This window comes from Vulcanisaeta distributa JCM 11216 (assembly GCF_001315985.1).
GTDB classification, from domain to species: Archaea; Thermoproteota; Thermoprotei; order Thermoproteales; family Thermocladiaceae; genus Vulcanisaeta; species Vulcanisaeta distributa_E.
Map to the genome: position 1 here is coordinate 1 of NZ_BBBI01000008.1, position 15,801 is coordinate 15,801.

At 44.4% G+C, this 15,801-nt stretch carries 22 protein-coding genes; 16 read left to right on the top strand and 6 right to left on the bottom strand.

The window, feature by feature from the left end:
- Both JCM11216_RS07730 and JCM11216_RS07735 read left to right on the top strand, forming a co-directional pair.
- A partial coding sequence (locus JCM11216_RS07730) for a hypothetical protein (RefSeq protein WP_054853829.1) occupies positions 1-213 on the top strand: 213 nt, incomplete at its 5' end.
- A 49-nt stretch (positions 214-262) separates the two neighbouring features.
- Positions 263-688, top strand: coding sequence for a hypothetical protein (locus JCM11216_RS07735; protein ID WP_243675723.1), 426 nt, complete (start codon positions 263-265; stop codon positions 686-688).
- A 9-nt stretch (positions 689-697) separates the two neighbouring features.
- Here JCM11216_RS07735 and JCM11216_RS07740 read toward each other — a convergent pair whose 3' ends face one another.
- The 3 genes from JCM11216_RS07740 to JCM11216_RS17890 form a co-directional block, all read right to left on the bottom strand.
- Positions 698-1,393 (bottom strand): hypothetical protein, encoded by a 696-nt coding sequence (locus tag JCM11216_RS07740; RefSeq protein WP_054853831.1) that lies wholly within the window; start codon positions 1,391-1,393, stop codon positions 698-700.
- A 47-nt stretch (positions 1,394-1,440) separates the two neighbouring features.
- A complete protein-coding gene (locus JCM11216_RS07745; protein WP_054853832.1) occupies positions 1,441-1,983 on the bottom strand; it encodes a hypothetical protein in 543 nt (180 codons plus the stop codon).
- A 190-nt stretch (positions 1,984-2,173) separates the two neighbouring features.
- Positions 2,174-2,422 (bottom strand): hypothetical protein, encoded by a 249-nt coding sequence (locus JCM11216_RS17890; RefSeq protein ID WP_243675724.1) that lies wholly within the window; start codon positions 2,420-2,422, stop codon positions 2,174-2,176.
- A 45-nt stretch (positions 2,423-2,467) separates the two neighbouring features.
- On the opposite strand from JCM11216_RS17890, the gene JCM11216_RS07750 reads away from it, so the two are divergent.
- The 3 genes from JCM11216_RS07750 to JCM11216_RS07755 are packed head-to-tail and all read left to right on the top strand — an operon-like array spanning position 2,468 to position 3,358.
- Positions 2,468-2,788 carry a ribbon-helix-helix domain-containing protein gene (locus JCM11216_RS07750; RefSeq protein ID WP_054853833.1) on the top strand — a complete coding sequence of 107 codons (321 nt, stop codon included), beginning with the start codon at positions 2,468-2,470 and terminating at the stop codon, positions 2,786-2,788.
- Entirely contained in the window at positions 2,778-3,023 is a 246-nt protein-coding gene (locus tag JCM11216_RS17895; protein WP_243675725.1) for a hypothetical protein, read from the top strand. Before JCM11216_RS07750 ends, JCM11216_RS17895 begins: the two co-directional genes overlap by 11 nt.
- A complete protein-coding gene (locus JCM11216_RS07755) occupies positions 3,020-3,358 on the top strand; it encodes a hypothetical protein (protein WP_243675726.1) in 339 nt (112 codons plus the stop codon). Before JCM11216_RS17895 ends, JCM11216_RS07755 begins: the two co-directional genes overlap by 4 nt.
- 179 nt (positions 3,359-3,537) lie before the next feature.
- Here the strand turns inward: JCM11216_RS07755 and JCM11216_RS07760 are convergent, their stop codons facing one another.
- From JCM11216_RS07760 to JCM11216_RS07770, 3 genes are all read right to left on the bottom strand, one after another.
- Positions 3,538-3,723, bottom strand: coding sequence for a hypothetical protein (locus JCM11216_RS07760; protein ID WP_054853834.1), 186 nt, complete (start codon positions 3,721-3,723; stop codon positions 3,538-3,540).
- Positions 3,724-4,073: 350 nt separating this feature from the next.
- Complete coding sequence (locus JCM11216_RS07765) at positions 4,074-4,913, bottom strand: hypothetical protein (protein WP_054853835.1); 840 nt, start codon at positions 4,911-4,913, stop codon at positions 4,074-4,076.
- Positions 4,880-5,287, bottom strand: a complete 408-nt coding sequence (locus JCM11216_RS07770; protein WP_054853836.1) for a hypothetical protein — start codon at positions 5,285-5,287, stop codon at positions 4,880-4,882. The genes JCM11216_RS07765 and JCM11216_RS07770 overlap by 34 nt, the downstream gene beginning before the upstream one ends.
- A gap of 98 nt (positions 5,288-5,385) precedes the next feature.
- On the opposite strand from JCM11216_RS07770, the gene JCM11216_RS07775 reads away from it, so the two are divergent.
- From JCM11216_RS07775 to JCM11216_RS07825, 11 genes are all read left to right on the top strand, one after another.
- The gene (locus JCM11216_RS07775; RefSeq protein WP_054853837.1) at positions 5,386-5,841 is read left to right on the top strand and encodes a helix-turn-helix domain-containing protein; all 456 of its coding nucleotides are present in this window, start codon (positions 5,386-5,388) and stop codon (positions 5,839-5,841) included.
- 1,079 nt (positions 5,842-6,920) lie between these two features.
- The gene (locus JCM11216_RS07780) at positions 6,921-7,274 is read left to right on the top strand and encodes a hypothetical protein (protein WP_243675727.1); all 354 of its coding nucleotides are present in this window, start codon (positions 6,921-6,923) and stop codon (positions 7,272-7,274) included.
- A gap of 57 nt (positions 7,275-7,331) precedes the next feature.
- Positions 7,332-7,658 carry a hypothetical protein gene (locus JCM11216_RS07785; protein WP_243675728.1) on the top strand — a complete coding sequence of 109 codons (327 nt, stop codon included), beginning with the start codon at positions 7,332-7,334 and terminating at the stop codon, positions 7,656-7,658.
- Positions 7,659-7,865: 207 nt separating this feature from the next.
- On the top strand, positions 7,866-8,396 hold the full coding sequence (locus JCM11216_RS07790; RefSeq protein WP_054853840.1) for a hypothetical protein: 531 nt from the start codon (positions 7,866-7,868) through the stop codon (positions 8,394-8,396).
- Positions 8,333-9,265 (top strand): hypothetical protein, encoded by a 933-nt coding sequence (locus JCM11216_RS07795; RefSeq protein WP_243675729.1) that lies wholly within the window; start codon positions 8,333-8,335, stop codon positions 9,263-9,265. The genes JCM11216_RS07790 and JCM11216_RS07795 overlap by 64 nt, the downstream gene beginning before the upstream one ends.
- A 516-nt stretch (positions 9,266-9,781) precedes the next feature.
- A complete protein-coding gene (locus tag JCM11216_RS07800) occupies positions 9,782-11,389 on the top strand; it encodes a hypothetical protein (protein ID WP_243675730.1) in 1,608 nt (535 codons plus the stop codon).
- Between the two features lie 117 nt (positions 11,390-11,506).
- The gene (locus JCM11216_RS07805) at positions 11,507-12,316 is read left to right on the top strand and encodes a hypothetical protein (protein ID WP_054853843.1); all 810 of its coding nucleotides are present in this window, start codon (positions 11,507-11,509) and stop codon (positions 12,314-12,316) included.
- Between the two features lie 84 nt (positions 12,317-12,400).
- The gene (locus tag JCM11216_RS07810) at positions 12,401-13,270 is read left to right on the top strand and encodes a hypothetical protein (protein WP_243675731.1); all 870 of its coding nucleotides are present in this window, start codon (positions 12,401-12,403) and stop codon (positions 13,268-13,270) included.
- Between the two features lie 48 nt (positions 13,271-13,318).
- Positions 13,319-14,707 carry an AAA family ATPase gene (locus tag JCM11216_RS07815; RefSeq protein WP_054853845.1) on the top strand — a complete coding sequence of 463 codons (1,389 nt, stop codon included), beginning with the start codon at positions 13,319-13,321 and terminating at the stop codon, positions 14,705-14,707.
- 5 nt (positions 14,708-14,712) lie between these two features.
- Positions 14,713-15,036, top strand: coding sequence for a hypothetical protein (locus tag JCM11216_RS07820; protein ID WP_243675732.1), 324 nt, complete (start codon positions 14,713-14,715; stop codon positions 15,034-15,036).
- 189 nt (positions 15,037-15,225) lie between these two features.
- Positions 15,226-15,555 (top strand): heavy metal-binding domain-containing protein, encoded by a 330-nt coding sequence (locus JCM11216_RS07825; RefSeq protein WP_054853847.1) that lies wholly within the window; start codon positions 15,226-15,228, stop codon positions 15,553-15,555.
- Positions 15,556-15,801: the final 246 nt, after the last annotated feature.

The following is a 15,801-nucleotide window of genomic DNA, read 5'->3' on the forward strand; positions in this document are numbered from 1 at the left end:
CAATCTCTAGAATTCTACGTACAAACGCCACTCATTACGATATACATTAAGCCCTTCCTAGCAATACCCATAAACATGGCACTTGCTTTTTTGGTACTATTTCCATACATATTCATAATAATACTATTCGCATTGCTCATTGGTATATACTATGTTGATATTCGTAGAATTACCGCATCCTTTAAGAATTTGATTCGTAAAGGTACGCATTAACTATTAAATTAAACTCAATCTTTAGCCATAATAATTGAATGCTTACTTCATGGTTAATGGAAACATTTACAATAATCAATTACCACAGGAATATGTCAATGGTTTGGATGCATACGCATTGGAACCTTTACCACCATCAACATACCTAGCAATAAGCTACCAAAACGCATACCAAACAGCATTCCAAGCAGAAAGCCAAAGAGCATTAAATAATTATCAGGAAATAACATATCAAGGAATATTGAATAACCTTTATTCTGGATTTATTAATGGAACATTTGGATATAAGGAGAACTATAATGGCTTAACAATTGAGATAGGTAATGGGGGGGCTCCATTAATTGAAGATATTACTAATTATCAAGACATCCCATATCTGTTTATTTCTGTTGGATCCGGTGGAGGTTCGGGTTATATGTATTTAAACTGGATTATCGCAACTTTTGGAGTCCCTTACGAGTTAATAGTACCTTAGAAATAAAAACTAACTATAGCTTGTGCCCAACCCATATATGACAAATTTTAGATTATAACCATAGCTGTCTATCAATCCATAAGGTATTATTGTCCCATTATTCATAATTATTATTTCTCCTCCAGAAAATGTCCCCCCCATATGTTGTAGGTTCATTGTTTCTTGTAGTATTGTTCCTACTCCTGGTTGATACCATAAGTCAGATGTTCCAGATACTGTTGCTGCCTCCTTGTATCCTACATCTAGTGCGTATGCTAGTTTTGTTAAGTCACTTGGATCACTTACAACTACTGTCCAGTATCCTGGATTAATCTTATCTAATAGTATTGTGTTTCCCTGTACCGGTATTTGAATTACTCCCGTTGAATTACCAATAACTACCATGTAGCTCAATGGTATGAACTGTTGACCATTGATTGTTGTTCCCATGTTTTGTTGATTGAAGGAGTTGATTACATTGATTGCTTGATACAGCGTGCTGCTGGATACATTGTACGTGCTAACCACGTGCAAATTACCCTGAGAATCATAGTAGAACAGCTCAAACAACCCATTACTGGGCATTAAAAACACGTACGGTGCGTTGATGCTTACGTACGTGATCGATGGTCTTGGAGTGAGTGGGTGGGTTAGGAGTAAGGTGGCCACCACGGCAGCAATGATTACGATTGCGACCGCAATGCCGATGATGACTGCCCTACCCATTGCCTATTGCCTCTGTGTGGGTGAATTAAGCATTGCGCATTGGCGAGTCAAACAACCCTAACGCCTAGCTTGCTTAGGGCGTTGTTCACGTACTGACCAGCCAAGCAAGGCCTCGGTAGTTTCCAGAATGGCTTTCCTCTGCCTATTTCCTTGACCTCGATTATCCCGATCAGCGTTGGCGTTGTTGATACTGACGCTTGAATGTTCAGTACCGTGTCGGCTCTAATCAAGCCTTGACTAACGAGCCTGCGGTACATCCTGACTATGTTCGGAGCCTCGCCTAATCGCTCAATGATTAAGGCGTAGCCCGAGTCCACAAGGGTGATGAGTGATTCGGCGTTCTCCGGTGGCCAGATGAGGTTGTTGTCCCAGCAGAATTGGCGCCTTACCTTCCCCTTGATCAACACGTCGCCTGGGTTTATTGGCATTTCCTGGGTGTCGAATGCCCTTGGTGTTGTTGAGGCGATTAGCAGTAGGTCCCTTGTGACCAAAGCCACCGAGCCAAGTCCAACCACCACCGAAGCCGGAGGCCTAAAACCATAGACAAACAAGTCCCTTTTCCTAACACGCCCAACCCTAAAAACAAGCATCAAAAATCAAAGCAACAAGCTTTAAAGGGGCTGGACCTAAGGAAGCAACAAACACGTGAAACAACAAACAGCAAACCCTAGGAGTGAGTGAGTAAGATCCAATTCATGCCGGGGACTTGCTGAACAAATTCCTCGGCATCCGAGGAACAATTCCCATTGAGTCCTTGGTGTTAATAGAACAAAAAGCAGTTCATGCTAGGGACTGCTGTCTCTTGTTTAATGGCTCTCTTGATTGCGGTCTTTCGTTGATGCATTGTTTGTGCTTCTCAACCGTGGGTCTCGGTTTACCATGTGGAATTGTCCATGGTGTTTTTGGTATTGATCTTTCGGCTTGATTCTTCGAGTTGCATGGTCTCGGTTCTCCATGACACATGTTTGTGCTTCTCGAATGTGGTTTCCGTGGCTTTCGTGTTGCACGTTTCGTGGTTTTATTCCACACGGCTTCGTGGCTTGGCTTTTAAGCCAATGCCTTTTTGCTCGTTGGATGAGGTTTAGGAGTGTTAGGGTTAGGGAGGATGTTTATGAGTTATTGACTAGGCTGTCCGAGGCTGGCAACACCTCGATTAGTGAGTTGATCCGCCAACTAATCACGGCTTACCTAGCCATAAACGAGATCAGGGAAATGCTAAGGCAATGCCTAAGCCAATCAGGCATCAGCGTCAACAATAGGGTCGTTAATACCGAGTCCATTAGGGACTCCATTAGGGAGGCTCCTAAGGAGTTAATTAACGAGCCTTTAATCAACCTCGAGGATAATCCGTGGGTCCAGATCATTAGGTCTAGGGTGGCTGGCAATGAAAATTGAGAAGGATATTGAGGGGTTGGCCATCGAGAGGTTGAGGTCTAAGTTTCCCGGTAAATCAAGCTCGTGGGTTAGGCGTGCCTTGAAACGCTTCGAGAGCGGCTCGGTTAGGCAGGTAAACGAGAATGCCTGGATAGTGAGTGGTGACCCAAGGCTTGGCGACAAGTACCCGAGCTACATTGTTCGCCTCAGGATGGGAAGTACTTCTGCTCGTGCTTCGAGACCAACTGGGGAGTGAGGAGGAGAAGCGAGGTGTGCACGCACATAGCCGCAGTCATACTACACAGGGAATACTCAAGGCTACTACAGCCGATTTATGCGGCGGTAATAACCATGGAATGCGAGGGGGACTACCACCTCGAGGTCACGGACAAGGAGGTCAAGGTGATTAAGCAAGTGAAGGCATTGAGCAACGACGTCCTTAAACCAAGGTACAGGGTCACGTACATAATAACGAGCAATAACCCAAAGACGGTGAGGGTTAGGTACGCATGCGGTGATGAGGTTGATGAACAAGAGGTAACATTAAGCAAAACCATGAGGTACTTAATCGAGCTGCTATTGAGGGGTTAGTGCGTCAAGGCACTTGGCAAGCACGCTTAGCCGAGGAAGCGAGGATCAAGACCGAAGCCTCCGAACAAAAACCAACACGCAGGAAGTAGGCAGTAATACTCAACGTATCGCCGGGAGATGCGTGCTGCATTTTACCTCCCCCCCCACAGTCTTCCAAGGCATCTTGGGGGGGAGTGTCGTTACGAAGGCCCCCCTCCCACCCCCCCCTTGGCTGAACCACCCAAGCCTTCACGGCTTAAGCCTGTACTTGCCACCCTCACACCCCCCCTCCTAGCCAGTTCCTCTATGTTGGAAAGTACTGGCTTTAACAACCCAACAATCGTAAATGGCGAACAAAGCAGCGCCCCAGCCCAACCATTACGCAACCGCAACACTTTAATAATTAGGATGCCCAGGGGCTAACGCCCCACACAAGCCCTACTAGCGGGAGGTCCCGGGTTCAAATCCCGCCGGGGGGCACCACCATGGTGTTGGTTTTGTACGGTAAGTGGCGTTTATTCTTGTTTAGTTGAATAAACCTAGGTTTGGTTTTGTTAAGTCCTGTTTTTCATGTTTTCATTCCTTGAGCTGAGTGAGTTTCGTAGTGGGCTTTTACATACGGTATTGCTTTCTTAAATGGCTTAATTAATGCATAATTATCGCTCAGTATGGCTTCGTTTTGCTGTCACGTATTGCTCCTCTTAATTACGTGTTTCGATCCTGGTTCATCCTATTGTCATGAATAAAAGTAGTTATTGTGCGATGGGGTGTGTCTGTTTAGTTTGTAGATGGTTTTTGTGACTATGATGCTAGTTATTATACCTATGATTATGGCCAGTAGTACCATGGTTATGAGTAGTAGGTAGTAATTGTTGCTGGTGAGTGCGGGGGGGTGTGTCTGGGTCTCGCCTAATATGGAGGTGGGCCCTAATGAGGTTGGTGATGCTGAGGGTAGTGTGCCAATGATATAATTATTACTGGGGGGGCTTACGGCGATACAGGTGGGGGGGTAACCAGGGTTAACGTTTGTGGGGGGGATGGTATTAATCGTTGGGTAGTGCATCAGTACGCAGGTATTATTGGCCATAGCACGACCTATTAATATTGGCCTTACGTATACCGTGATTATCACGGAATTATTGCCAGGTACCGCAACCTTTAAGCCGTAGATTATTAATAACTGGGGAACCGTTTTATTGACTAATGACTCAATCACCGTGACGTTAACTGGGTATCCATACGCATTGATTGTTTTATGGAATACGCCCACCACCGTGGTGTTACTGCCAAGACTTACCTCGCCCTGGTAGTAGAGGATGTATGGTATTGAGGGTAACCTGCTTAGGTAAACCACACCGTCATTGACGCTGGTACATAAAGACCTTGGTAAAAACGGTGTATTGGGTATGTATTGGATCAATACCCATGGATCCGCGAGTATTACGGGAACTGCGCACAGAATGCCACCCCCCCGCACTAACTCACCGTTTGGTGCCTCAATACGCACCTCAACACTTGATACTGGGTACTCACTAATGGGCTTTAGCGTAATGTTTTCCCTAACCCATGAGTACATGTACGATAAGCCCCCCTACTTAGGATAATTGATAACTCGTCTCCACTCACTTCCGTGTAGCCTAGGTTGATGTCTCTTGACCAGGTGGTAGCTACTACGTAGTAATTCATTGATTGATTTATTGAACGTAGTAACCAAGTCGCTATTGGAAGACCTGAACTGGCGTTGTAAATCAGTACCCCCCCATCAATGCCGTTGTCCACCCCCCCAACTAGGTATACGGTCAACGTATCATTTCTTGGCAGTATTGCTGGGCCAATTATTACTTGGTTGTTTGTGTTCGGCTCCGTGTTGTTGAGATACGCTCCATGAACTACATAGGTCGTTAATATCATTAATGCCATTATTAATATCAATACCTGGGTCCTACTCATCAGGGCTACTTAACATGGTGGGCTTATTTTTTCTAATCATTAGTACGTGATGTTCCAATACCTAGAACTTTAAGTACTTGGGAACGGCATTACCGCGAATGCGCAATAGTGACAAGGCAAACCTAAGTGAGACGGCTCTTAGGATATACCTACTACTGATTAGAGAGGGCAAGTCCATGAGCATTAGGGAGATACAGAGGGCTCTAGGATTATCAAGCCCTGGGCAGGTTTACCATCACTTAGAGCGGTTGAGGGCTCTTGGCCTCGTTGTCAGGGACTCTGATGGCTATAGGGCTGTTAGGAGAAATGGGGGGGTTGTTGAGGGCGCAATAATTCTCTGGTCCAGCGTAATTCCAAAGTCAGCCTTCTACCTGGGGGGGTTCTCAGTAACCCTAACGATGGCCTACGTAGTCACCGTAGTGCTAGGCTTAATGAGGCTTGACCCAATGGCTTTAATAGCCTTAGTCTCACTACTTACGTTCTCAATAATTGAGTTCAAGGAACAATTCACTAAACTAAGAAGACTACTTCGAAGCAGTGACGAGGTGTTTTAACGACCAGAATATTGCTTATTAATTGTTAGAAATAATCATGGGCACGATCTTGCCCTGAACAGGCTAGATTGTTCATGGTACTGTCGGTAACAATCTTCGAGTAATGGCATTAATATTAATCCGTAGTATTTATGTAAAGCGACATATGATACGTATAACGTACACATCAATGATTACTGAATAATGTAACATCATTAGGCTCAACCACTAATAGACCATTGATTGATTAGCCATCGCGTCATGCTACGTATTATCAAATCTAACCTGGGTAGTGGTAATTACGAAATAAAAATAATAACAACAGCGAATTGTGAGGTCTCGCCCTGGTGATAATCTGCTAGGATTATCTCAGTAATTATGACCATAATGTAGCCGTGCTGATAGGTTCGGGTTTAAGGATACTATAGCCATACCGTTTATAACGCTAATCCAGTGCATTATTTCGTGTCCTTTCTATATACGGCGTCGTAAACTCCCTAATCATCGAAAGTCTTTAAGACTAATGACACGTCTTCCTCGTTCTTTAGCAACAATACGAATTTCACCCTGGAGTTTTAAATGGACGGTAACCCATTCATTATTGATAAGCGATAAATATATTACTCATAAATAAGTAACAAGATGCTCGATTACAGTAGTGCATAGGACCTGAGTGATGCGGCTTAAGTAATACCGTTTAGGTGCCAGTGGTAATTCCACAGAACTTTTATGAACATACATCCTCTTACGCCGCAGTCCTAGTATTCACAGGCTAATTGGACGCTAGACTACGGCAATACTGTTAGTATGGCATGTAATTGCGTAGACATAGACTTAAGCGCATTAAAATAATAGGAGGAACATCGGCTAATAAATAACGAGCTTCAATTCCACTTAAAATTAAGATAATCGTCAACGTATTGCCTTACCCAATAATGGTCTCCTGCAGACTCATTACTTAATTACCGTAAATTACGGCTCGTTGCGTACCAACTCTTAGAACGAGGTTTATTAAAGCCTAGAAATAATTACCACTTAATTTAAGTAATTAATGGTGACTGCATACGAACAGAGGTGTAATGAAACCAGGGTGGTTAGTAGTGATTATAATAATTACCGCTGTTGTTATTTTCCTATCTATTAAGGTTGCCTATGAACTTTCTCATCCTCGTGTTTGCCTATGCCCTGCCACATTTAGCGCGGATCTCGTTGTTTTTAATGGTGATGAACCCATACTCAATAAATCGCTTATTGCAGGTCCTCCATGCCTGTGCGCTGGCTTTCGCGGTTGGTCTCCACCAAGTGGTCTTCCATTTATAATTAGTTATCAGGTAATTAATGAGCAAAAGTGCGGTATGTTAACTAATACTACCGCGCCACCCGGCATTATTAATTACACGTGCTACGTATTATTCGGTTATGGTAACTCCACAGGCTTCTTAATCCCAACGTAAACACTCACCTCACCAGGCGCAGTAAATAGTGCCAAGGAATTGATCAGTGAGTTCCTGGTGTACAACGGCGCCAGCCTAGGTGAGGGGTTCAACGGGACTGTGAGGTTATTGATGGGGATACCCGCGGTAAGGGATTACATTGGCGGTGATAGGCTGGTTTTAATTAGTGAGGGTTTCATAACGAATACGACCAGTGTCGGGAATCACCTAGTTATTGATGTGATGGGCATTGAATATACGATGGGCGTGATTACGCGGAATGAAACGGTGATGGGAATAATATATGTAGAGTATGTCCCATTCGAGACGCAACAAGGGGGGGGTATAATGATGATGCCATTAAAGATAGCGATAAGGTTAATGCCTAGTAAGTGTTGCGGGTAATAGGTAAGGTAAGGGTTTAAAATGCGTTGTTCATTAAAATCACCATATTAGGTCAGAATCTCAATTGTTAAGCACTACATACATGAAACGCGCCAGCAACAAGGAAATGCGCGTTAGGCGTAAACTGTAGAACCAATTCAATTCTGCTCGGTTTACTTTTTCTGAACAGCCGGAGTTAGAAAAGTTTGGTGGAGTAAAGAGAAGCTGGTGGTTATGGGGGGGTTTGGGTTAAGGCTTTTGGTTGTGGCTTTGTCCGTGGTCGCCCTGGTTTTGGTGTTTGTGCTTGCACTGCACATTGTTAATGGGCCTAAGACAATTAATAGGGCGAGTCTCGGCACAGTTAATGGGCCGGCACCGATAGGCATAAACACGCCGATCTACGTAGTCGGACCAACAACACTCATTCAAGGACTGACTAGTATTGGCATTAATCAATCACTGATCAGGCCCGTGGGCCTTAGTGAATTACCAAGCCTACCAAACAATAGCCTAGTCCTCATTGATTGGTCTGTGATTGGGCCTGGCCTCATAATCAATGGGGGTGGTTTGGTTCACGTGAATGTGAGCTCAACAAACTTCAAACTAATTAGGGAGTTGATTGGGCGTGGTGACTTCGTGGTAATCCACGGAAACTCCAGTGATGTTCCGTTGATTGAGTACACACTGGCCCTGGCTTGGTCAAGGGCATACAACACGAGCATTGTGGCAATACCCATGCCAAAATACCCAAGCGCCTGAACTACGTGGCGGCATTCGGCAACAACCACGCACTAGTGATTGGGCCGCACACACTAAGTGCGGCACTAAACATAGCAAGCAAGTTCTGGATACCAATGATAATGAAAATATCAACACCAGACCCAACTGGAGAGGACATATGTTTGGAATTAATACAAACATATAGTCTACCGCAAAATGAACCTGCTCTGGTCAATAATGCATATATAATTGCCTACGGCGAACAGGCCTATAGCGATTCATATGGTAGTTTTCAGGTCGACTTCTGTACGTCATGGTCGAGTATTGTTGATCAACAATATGGTAAGTTCTCAATAGGCTATGCCGAGCTCTACAACTTCATTGAGTACATACCAAATTCAGGCACGGAGATTGAGTACCTAAAGGCCTTTCAGGACGGTTACGCGTCGTACATTGTTTATGAGTATGAGCTTGGCAAAGCCTCGCAGTTACCTGGAGACGTACAGTATATAGCTAGCACAGGCGGAGGTTATGAGCCAGGTTACTGGACAGATCCTAATTATTCTCCACAGGAATTGCTATGCTCATCATCAACAACATACACTGTTAGTGTGACCACCGGTTTCTCCATCTCGCTCTCAGGGCCTTCCGCCGGAATAACAATTTCACAATCAACCTCCAGTGGTTATAACTGCCCATACTACACAATATTCCCGAGTGGTTCACCCAGCACAGCAACGCCGTTAGGATATGTCGCGGCTAATTCAACTTGGGTCTTCACACCGCAGAATGCGCAGGCAGCCACTGCAGAGCAGGCCTACGGAGTTGAGAGCAATGGGTTCACGTATATGGGTCCGGCATATACTCCGTTGCCGACGGCATTCACAATACCGGCTGGTGCTCCGTAGTCGTTAATAGTACGTCGAGCTTTTGGCCTTGCTCTGAGGAGATCGTCTATGACATTGATTGGGATGTCTGGGTTAGCCCCCTATATGAGTACCACAGGTAGTGAGGTACCAGTTGTTTTAACCAGCAACAGCCAGGGCTTAAACATAAACAACGGCTTCTACCACACAACAAGCTGCTGGCTAGGATAACCAAACCCAAAACCCAAGTCCTTAAAACTAACGTCCTTCCTCCCTTCAACCTCCCATCATAAATGACTTACCCACTAACAATCCACAATCACAACACCATAAACAACCCTACCTGAAACCCTATCCTCTCTAGGGATCACCAATAAACTTCAAGAAGGCGATTGAGACCATGACCAATGCCCTAACGAGACAGGTAAAGGCACTACTCACCGGCTCGGTGAGCATGACGTAAAACCCCAGCCCCACTCAATTCTGCTCGACTCACTTTCTCTGAACACCCAAAGTTAAAAAAAGTCAAAGTCCATATATTTATTACTCTTGATGGGTGTGGGTTCCAGATTAGGGTTCTTGCTTGTTATTACGGTAATGATCCTCGCCCTTGCAGATGCATTACTTATTGCGGTACTTCTGAAGCCCTCGGTGATATCATCGGTGATCAATGACATTAAGGGCGCAGTAAAGATTGTACTAAGTACCACCTACAAATTTGAATTAATGAGACAGGGTGTGGCTAAGCTATCGTCGACTAAGCCGCAGCCGCTTGCCCTACCCGTCACCGCCTATGTGGTTGGGTCCAGTCAGTTCATTAATGGGTTGGTGAGTGCCGGTGCTTCTGAGTCGATGATTAGGCCCATAACCCTTGGTGAATTGTCCTCGGTGCCTAATGACTCGATTATCATTATTGATTGGAATTACATCAACGAGACTATGCACACATCCCTAAGCCAATTAGCGAGGCAATTAGAGAACGTGATAGGTAGGGGTGACCTAGTAATCCTTTACACGGCAAGCCCAGGGTGGGTTTTACCGCTTGAGGATGCAATAGCCGTGGCGTGGGGAAACCACTACCACAGCACTGTGATCGGTTACCCAGTCATGGCCGTAAACACATCAACATACATAACGGCCTTCGGAGGCAAAAACTACCTAGTAATAAGCCCAGTGCAGGTAAGCAATGAATACGCGGTAACATTGAATGGCTTAATAGGATATTGGATGCAGATCAGTGGTGTGTTGACGAATCAATCACAGTCATTGAGACTAGACCCGACCTATTATGACCAAGATCTCTGCACTGAGATACTCAATACCATAGAGAGCCAAAACCTCAATGAGTGGTTGTTCATGACGGGACTATATAAAAGCCAGGTTGACTCATACACAGGTGATTATTATCTGTTTGATTACTGCATAACCGGTACTTATAAGCCCAGTGGAACTTTGGCCCCCCCAGGTATTCCAGTTTCATATCTTGGCTTTAACAACTTAGTGACAGGTAGTGGCGGTAGTGGTGGTAATTGGGCCTACTATAGGGTTGGGGTTAACATGACAACGGCGTACTACATAGACCAGGAGAACGGCTATAACTCATACATGACGTGGACCGGGACCGATGATGAGCCGGGCAGCACTAGCTGTAGCTGGCTCAGTACTTCCGTGTTGCAGGTAATTGAACAAATAGGTTCAGAGATACTCCAGTTTATATACGACGCAGCATCGGCATCCGACCCGTCCAACCCAGTTTATTCACTAACGGCATCAGTAACAACGATTAATAGCGCCCAGGGCACTAGCAACATTGTCTGGTCCATAGGTATTGAGAACCAGAATTGGTTCTGCACGCCAGAGCAGACCCAGGCTGATTACGAGTACCCAGTGGGCTTCGGCGTGGTTAATTCACAGGGCTATTGGTACGTAAACCCAAGCACTGTGAACACGGCGGCATCGCCAGTATTATTCAGTGAAGGAAGTATATGTTTCCCATGGATTGATAATTATTACCTATGGGAATCATTTGGTAGCGAGGTTTATTTCGTGCTTCAATACAACCCAAGCGCGACATATACCGTTAGCTTGCAACGCATGTATACCGTACCACTCGGCTTCTTCTATAACTACATGACTAGCTGGATAACAACCACATGCCCAGGCTAGTACCGTGTAGTTTCCATGAATTAGCTAAAACTCTCTAATTTCATGATTTTCCCTTCATGCCATGAATGTAATAAGGTTTTTATATTTTCATATAGAGTGGGGGGGGTTCGATAAGTTATGTACTTACGTAATTGGTCGATAATAGCCACGATCACCCTACTTATGGTTATCATTATTACTATTTACTTATTTTACCTAACTCATACCTTCACCTTAACTATTACTGAGAGATTTACGAATCAAGCGGTGGCGACAAACATAATTAGTGAACAAGCGTTGATTAATATTGATGTGCCAATCTACGTTGTTGGTCCTTCAACGCTTGTTCAGGAGTTGATGGGATTAGGCATTAATCAATCACTGATCAAGCCCATAACCATTAGTGAATTACAAAACCTACCAAACAATAGCCTAGTAATCATTGATTGGTCTGTGATGAAGCCGCTGCTTTACTTAATTAATGGAACTGGAATTAATGCCACTAGTCCTGCCATTAATACCTTAGTGAACCTGCTTAAGCGCGGTGATTTGGTCTTGGTAAGCGTCAATAGGGGGGGTTCCTTACCTATTGCCGAGTTGGTCTTAACGTACTCTCTCGCCAGGACTGGCGATGTTAAGGTTAGTGGTTTCACGAACGTTAATTCGTTTCCATACCCAATTAGTCAGTACCTAATTGCATACCCAGTAATGCCCATAACGATAAACTACACATTAATCGCAGGCTTCGTTTATAGGCGTGGTGGAGTGATGGCATTGATAGTGGGCCCGTTGAGCATGCATGACATGCCTGGCCTAGTGATTGCATGGTTAATGTCCACTGGTAGATACGGCATGGTTACAGCCCCATTAAGCATTTCGGACCCAGGTTACGAAAATACGGACCCCCTGCTACGCATCTTGGCTAAGCCTATTAAACGCACCAAGTGATTCGGAGGTGTATACGAGAATGGTAAGTACATATTCATATGGGGTGCCCAAGCATTAGCCAGTGAGGTAACGCAGACCGTCATTATGAATCATAACCTCGGCATCGCCGCTGTGCAGGACAATTACGGCGACACCTTCTACTATGACTCCTGCATTTTGATCCTTAACACCACGCAGTTTTACACGGATACGCCACCGAACATACCCATTGAGTTAATGGGTGATGTTGCCTACGTGATGACCCCCCCATCCGGCGGTAATTCGCGAATTATTAATAATAGGGCATTGCCTGGGCCTGGATTATTGTATAACTTAATCAGCGGCTTCGACCTATACACTAGTTATGAGGATTATGTAAAAGGCTTGACTAACTCATTCATCATAACCACGAGCAGTGGGTACTCACCTACGCCGCAGTCATCATCTGGTTCACCATCCTTTGGGTTGAGTATAGATTATGAGACCGCCAGCATGTTTGTTGAGTATACATTGCCATCAATAAGTGGAGCATCTGAGGGCATTAGCGTAAGTACTTACCCGTCTGCCTCAGCCTACGGGCTTGATGCGAATAACTATACATGGGACTTTTACTACAGTTTCATTGGTCCTCTTGACCTATCAAGTGATGCCGACTTCATTAATGGTTTTATTGTCGGTGGTCCAGGTATGGTTGGGGGGGAGTTAGCCATGCCTAATTTCTCGCTTGGTAATACCTATTGGGTCTATGTACCATTCAACGCTGAGGTTGAGACACTATGTTGGGATGCTTGGGCCAACATGGGCTGGATGATGGGAGTCATGCCGGCATCATCAAGCATTATAGTGAGTCCAAATAATGTGAGCTTTTGGTTCTCGTCGCCACAGACAAATGCACCAAGTGGATCATGGGTTAGTGGAACAGCAATTAACAACGCGCCCCTTTGCGGTTCAGTATCCTTGAGCGCATCAAGCTGATTTAAGAAATTAAAAAGAAATAATTTTGGATTTAACATAGGAACATTGATGAGTAGTACTGAATCGCGACGACTTGTAGAGGACTACTATAAGGTATTCCCTGAGGAGATCACTATAGAGAATTTCAAAAGTATAAAGAACTTAACGTTAAAGCTCAGGCCGGGTATAAACCTGTTAGTTGGTCCCAATGGTTCAGGTAAGACGAATATTCTAGAGGCCATACACTTTTTCATGAGGGCATTGTCAAGGGATGAATTAATTAAAATACCCTACGCACCATACATACCCTATTATTGGGATCCGCAGGACCTATTCTATGCTAAAGACATTAGCAATTCACTAGGCTTTAAGCTAACTTTAAGAATAACCTGGGAGGAAGAGCACGATATATACTCAACACGTATAATCCTCTCCACGAAATTTACGTTAGCCGGCTCGAGAAATATAGAGTCTCAATGGTTTGAAATAAGTACGGATGGGTCAAGGATTGAGGTCATGGGGAATAGCCTACGTGTCTACTTAAAAGCTGAGTATGTCAAGTATTTAGAGGATTTATTAGAGGATTTAGAAGTAAGGCTTAATGATTTTAAGAAATATAATGATTATTTAGTTGGTGATTTTAGATTATTAAGTCATGGAATAGACGGAATAATGGAAATTCTTTATCCTTCTTTAGGTATAGGTGCTTCAAAAAATTACGGAAATCAGATCCTCATGATCCAACGCATATTGATACCCGCTGTTAAAGGCGATATTCTATTAATACTTAAATGGAGCAGAACTAACATTGATGAGTATAAAGGCGTAAATACACCACTTTTCTCCGAAGTATTTGATACGGTATTTTCTAAAGCAGTACTTCTAAAACACCCAGATGTAGGCGCCATTTCAGAACCTGTGCCAATACGTGGATTAGAAAGGATGGACGTTAGGGCTAGGAACTTAGTATCAATTTTATACTCACTTCGTGCTAATAAGCGCCTTGGAAAACTTGAGTGGGTACTTAGGGAATTATTCCCCCCCGAGGTGAGTATAGGCTTTAGAGACTTTGCAGGGAGGGTGGCTTTAACTATGCAGGAAAGAGGTTTAGAGCTTCCTCCGCCCAATATGCCCGATGGTCTCATTAAGGTGTTGGCTATAGCCACGGCGGTTGAGCTCGAGCCCTCTCTACTGCTTATTGATGAAATTGAGAACAGTCTGCACGCCAAGGCCTTAGAGGTGATCTTCAACTTACTTAATAATCTGGAAGTACCTGTATTAGTCGCTACTCACTCGCCAATCCTCGTGGATTTAGTGGGCCCTGAGAGGACTATAATTGTTAATAAGGACCCAAACATTGGCACTACAGCGGAGCAAGTGAGTGATATTGAGAACCTCAGGAGTAGGCTTAAGGAACTCGGTGTCGCATTCAGCGATTACGTATTTTATGGGAGGTGAATTTATTGGTTAAGAGGTTGATGATTGTTGAGGATACGTACGGTGTTGATTTCCATAGGGAACTATTACGTAAGTTGGGGATTAATATGAACTTGGAAATAAGGAGGTTACCGACTGGTAAATGCAATAATGCACTTCGAAGGAAGGTATTGGCGAATGCATTGTCTGGCTCATCGATGGCGTTTAAGGCTATCTTCGTGATCGATGAGGAGGGGGGGAAGGGCGTGAATAATGCTGTTAATGACGTGTTAATGCACATGAGGCTTGGCTCTGTATTGGGCTTGGTTTTGATAAGATTAAGTGTAGGAGGTCGCCAGAGGATGAGCTGAGACGTAATAAGGGCGATTATGAGAAGGAGTACTTGGCTGGTTGGGCCAGGGATGTTGATGTTGGAAAGTTAATGGGCGAGATGGATTTCAGGGATTATCTTAATGCCCTTAATTGGTTATTTAATGATCCGTAGTTATGAATGTAGGTTTAATAAGGCTTTAATACTCCCTTAATGATTCAATAAGTTAATGGCGATTAGGGAGAGCGACGTCATAGTCGTTACCTCACCCTACATCCCTGGGTATAGAATTGTTAAAGTATTAGGCGTCGCCCTGGGCATTACGGTCAGATCCAGGGGGGGTATTGGCGGTAGGTTTTTAGCGGGTCTCAGGGCTCTGGCTGGCGGCGAGATCAAGGAGTTCACCGAGTTGGCTGAGCAGGCGAGGAGGCAAGCCATTGAGAGGATGATTCAGCATGCGAAGGAGCTCGGCGCTAATGCGGTTATTAGCTTTAGGCTTGATAGTAATGAGATCAGCGAGTTCATGGATGAGATCATAGCCTACGGCACAGCAGTCTAGTAGAGCCTGAGCAGGGCGGTGAACGTGTGGTGATGGAGTGATTAAATGTAAGCCCTGCACCATGCTTCTTAGCAATATATCCGTGGTTTCGTAATTCGTTAACGGTATTACACATCAATAATTAGCATCTAGGTGTTAACCCCCCCCGTAATCGCAGTATTATAAGGGAGTGCTACTCATGATTAGTACTGCGTAGGTTCATTCCTGAAGTCTAATTTGTATTTTCAATATCTAGGTTGAATCGCA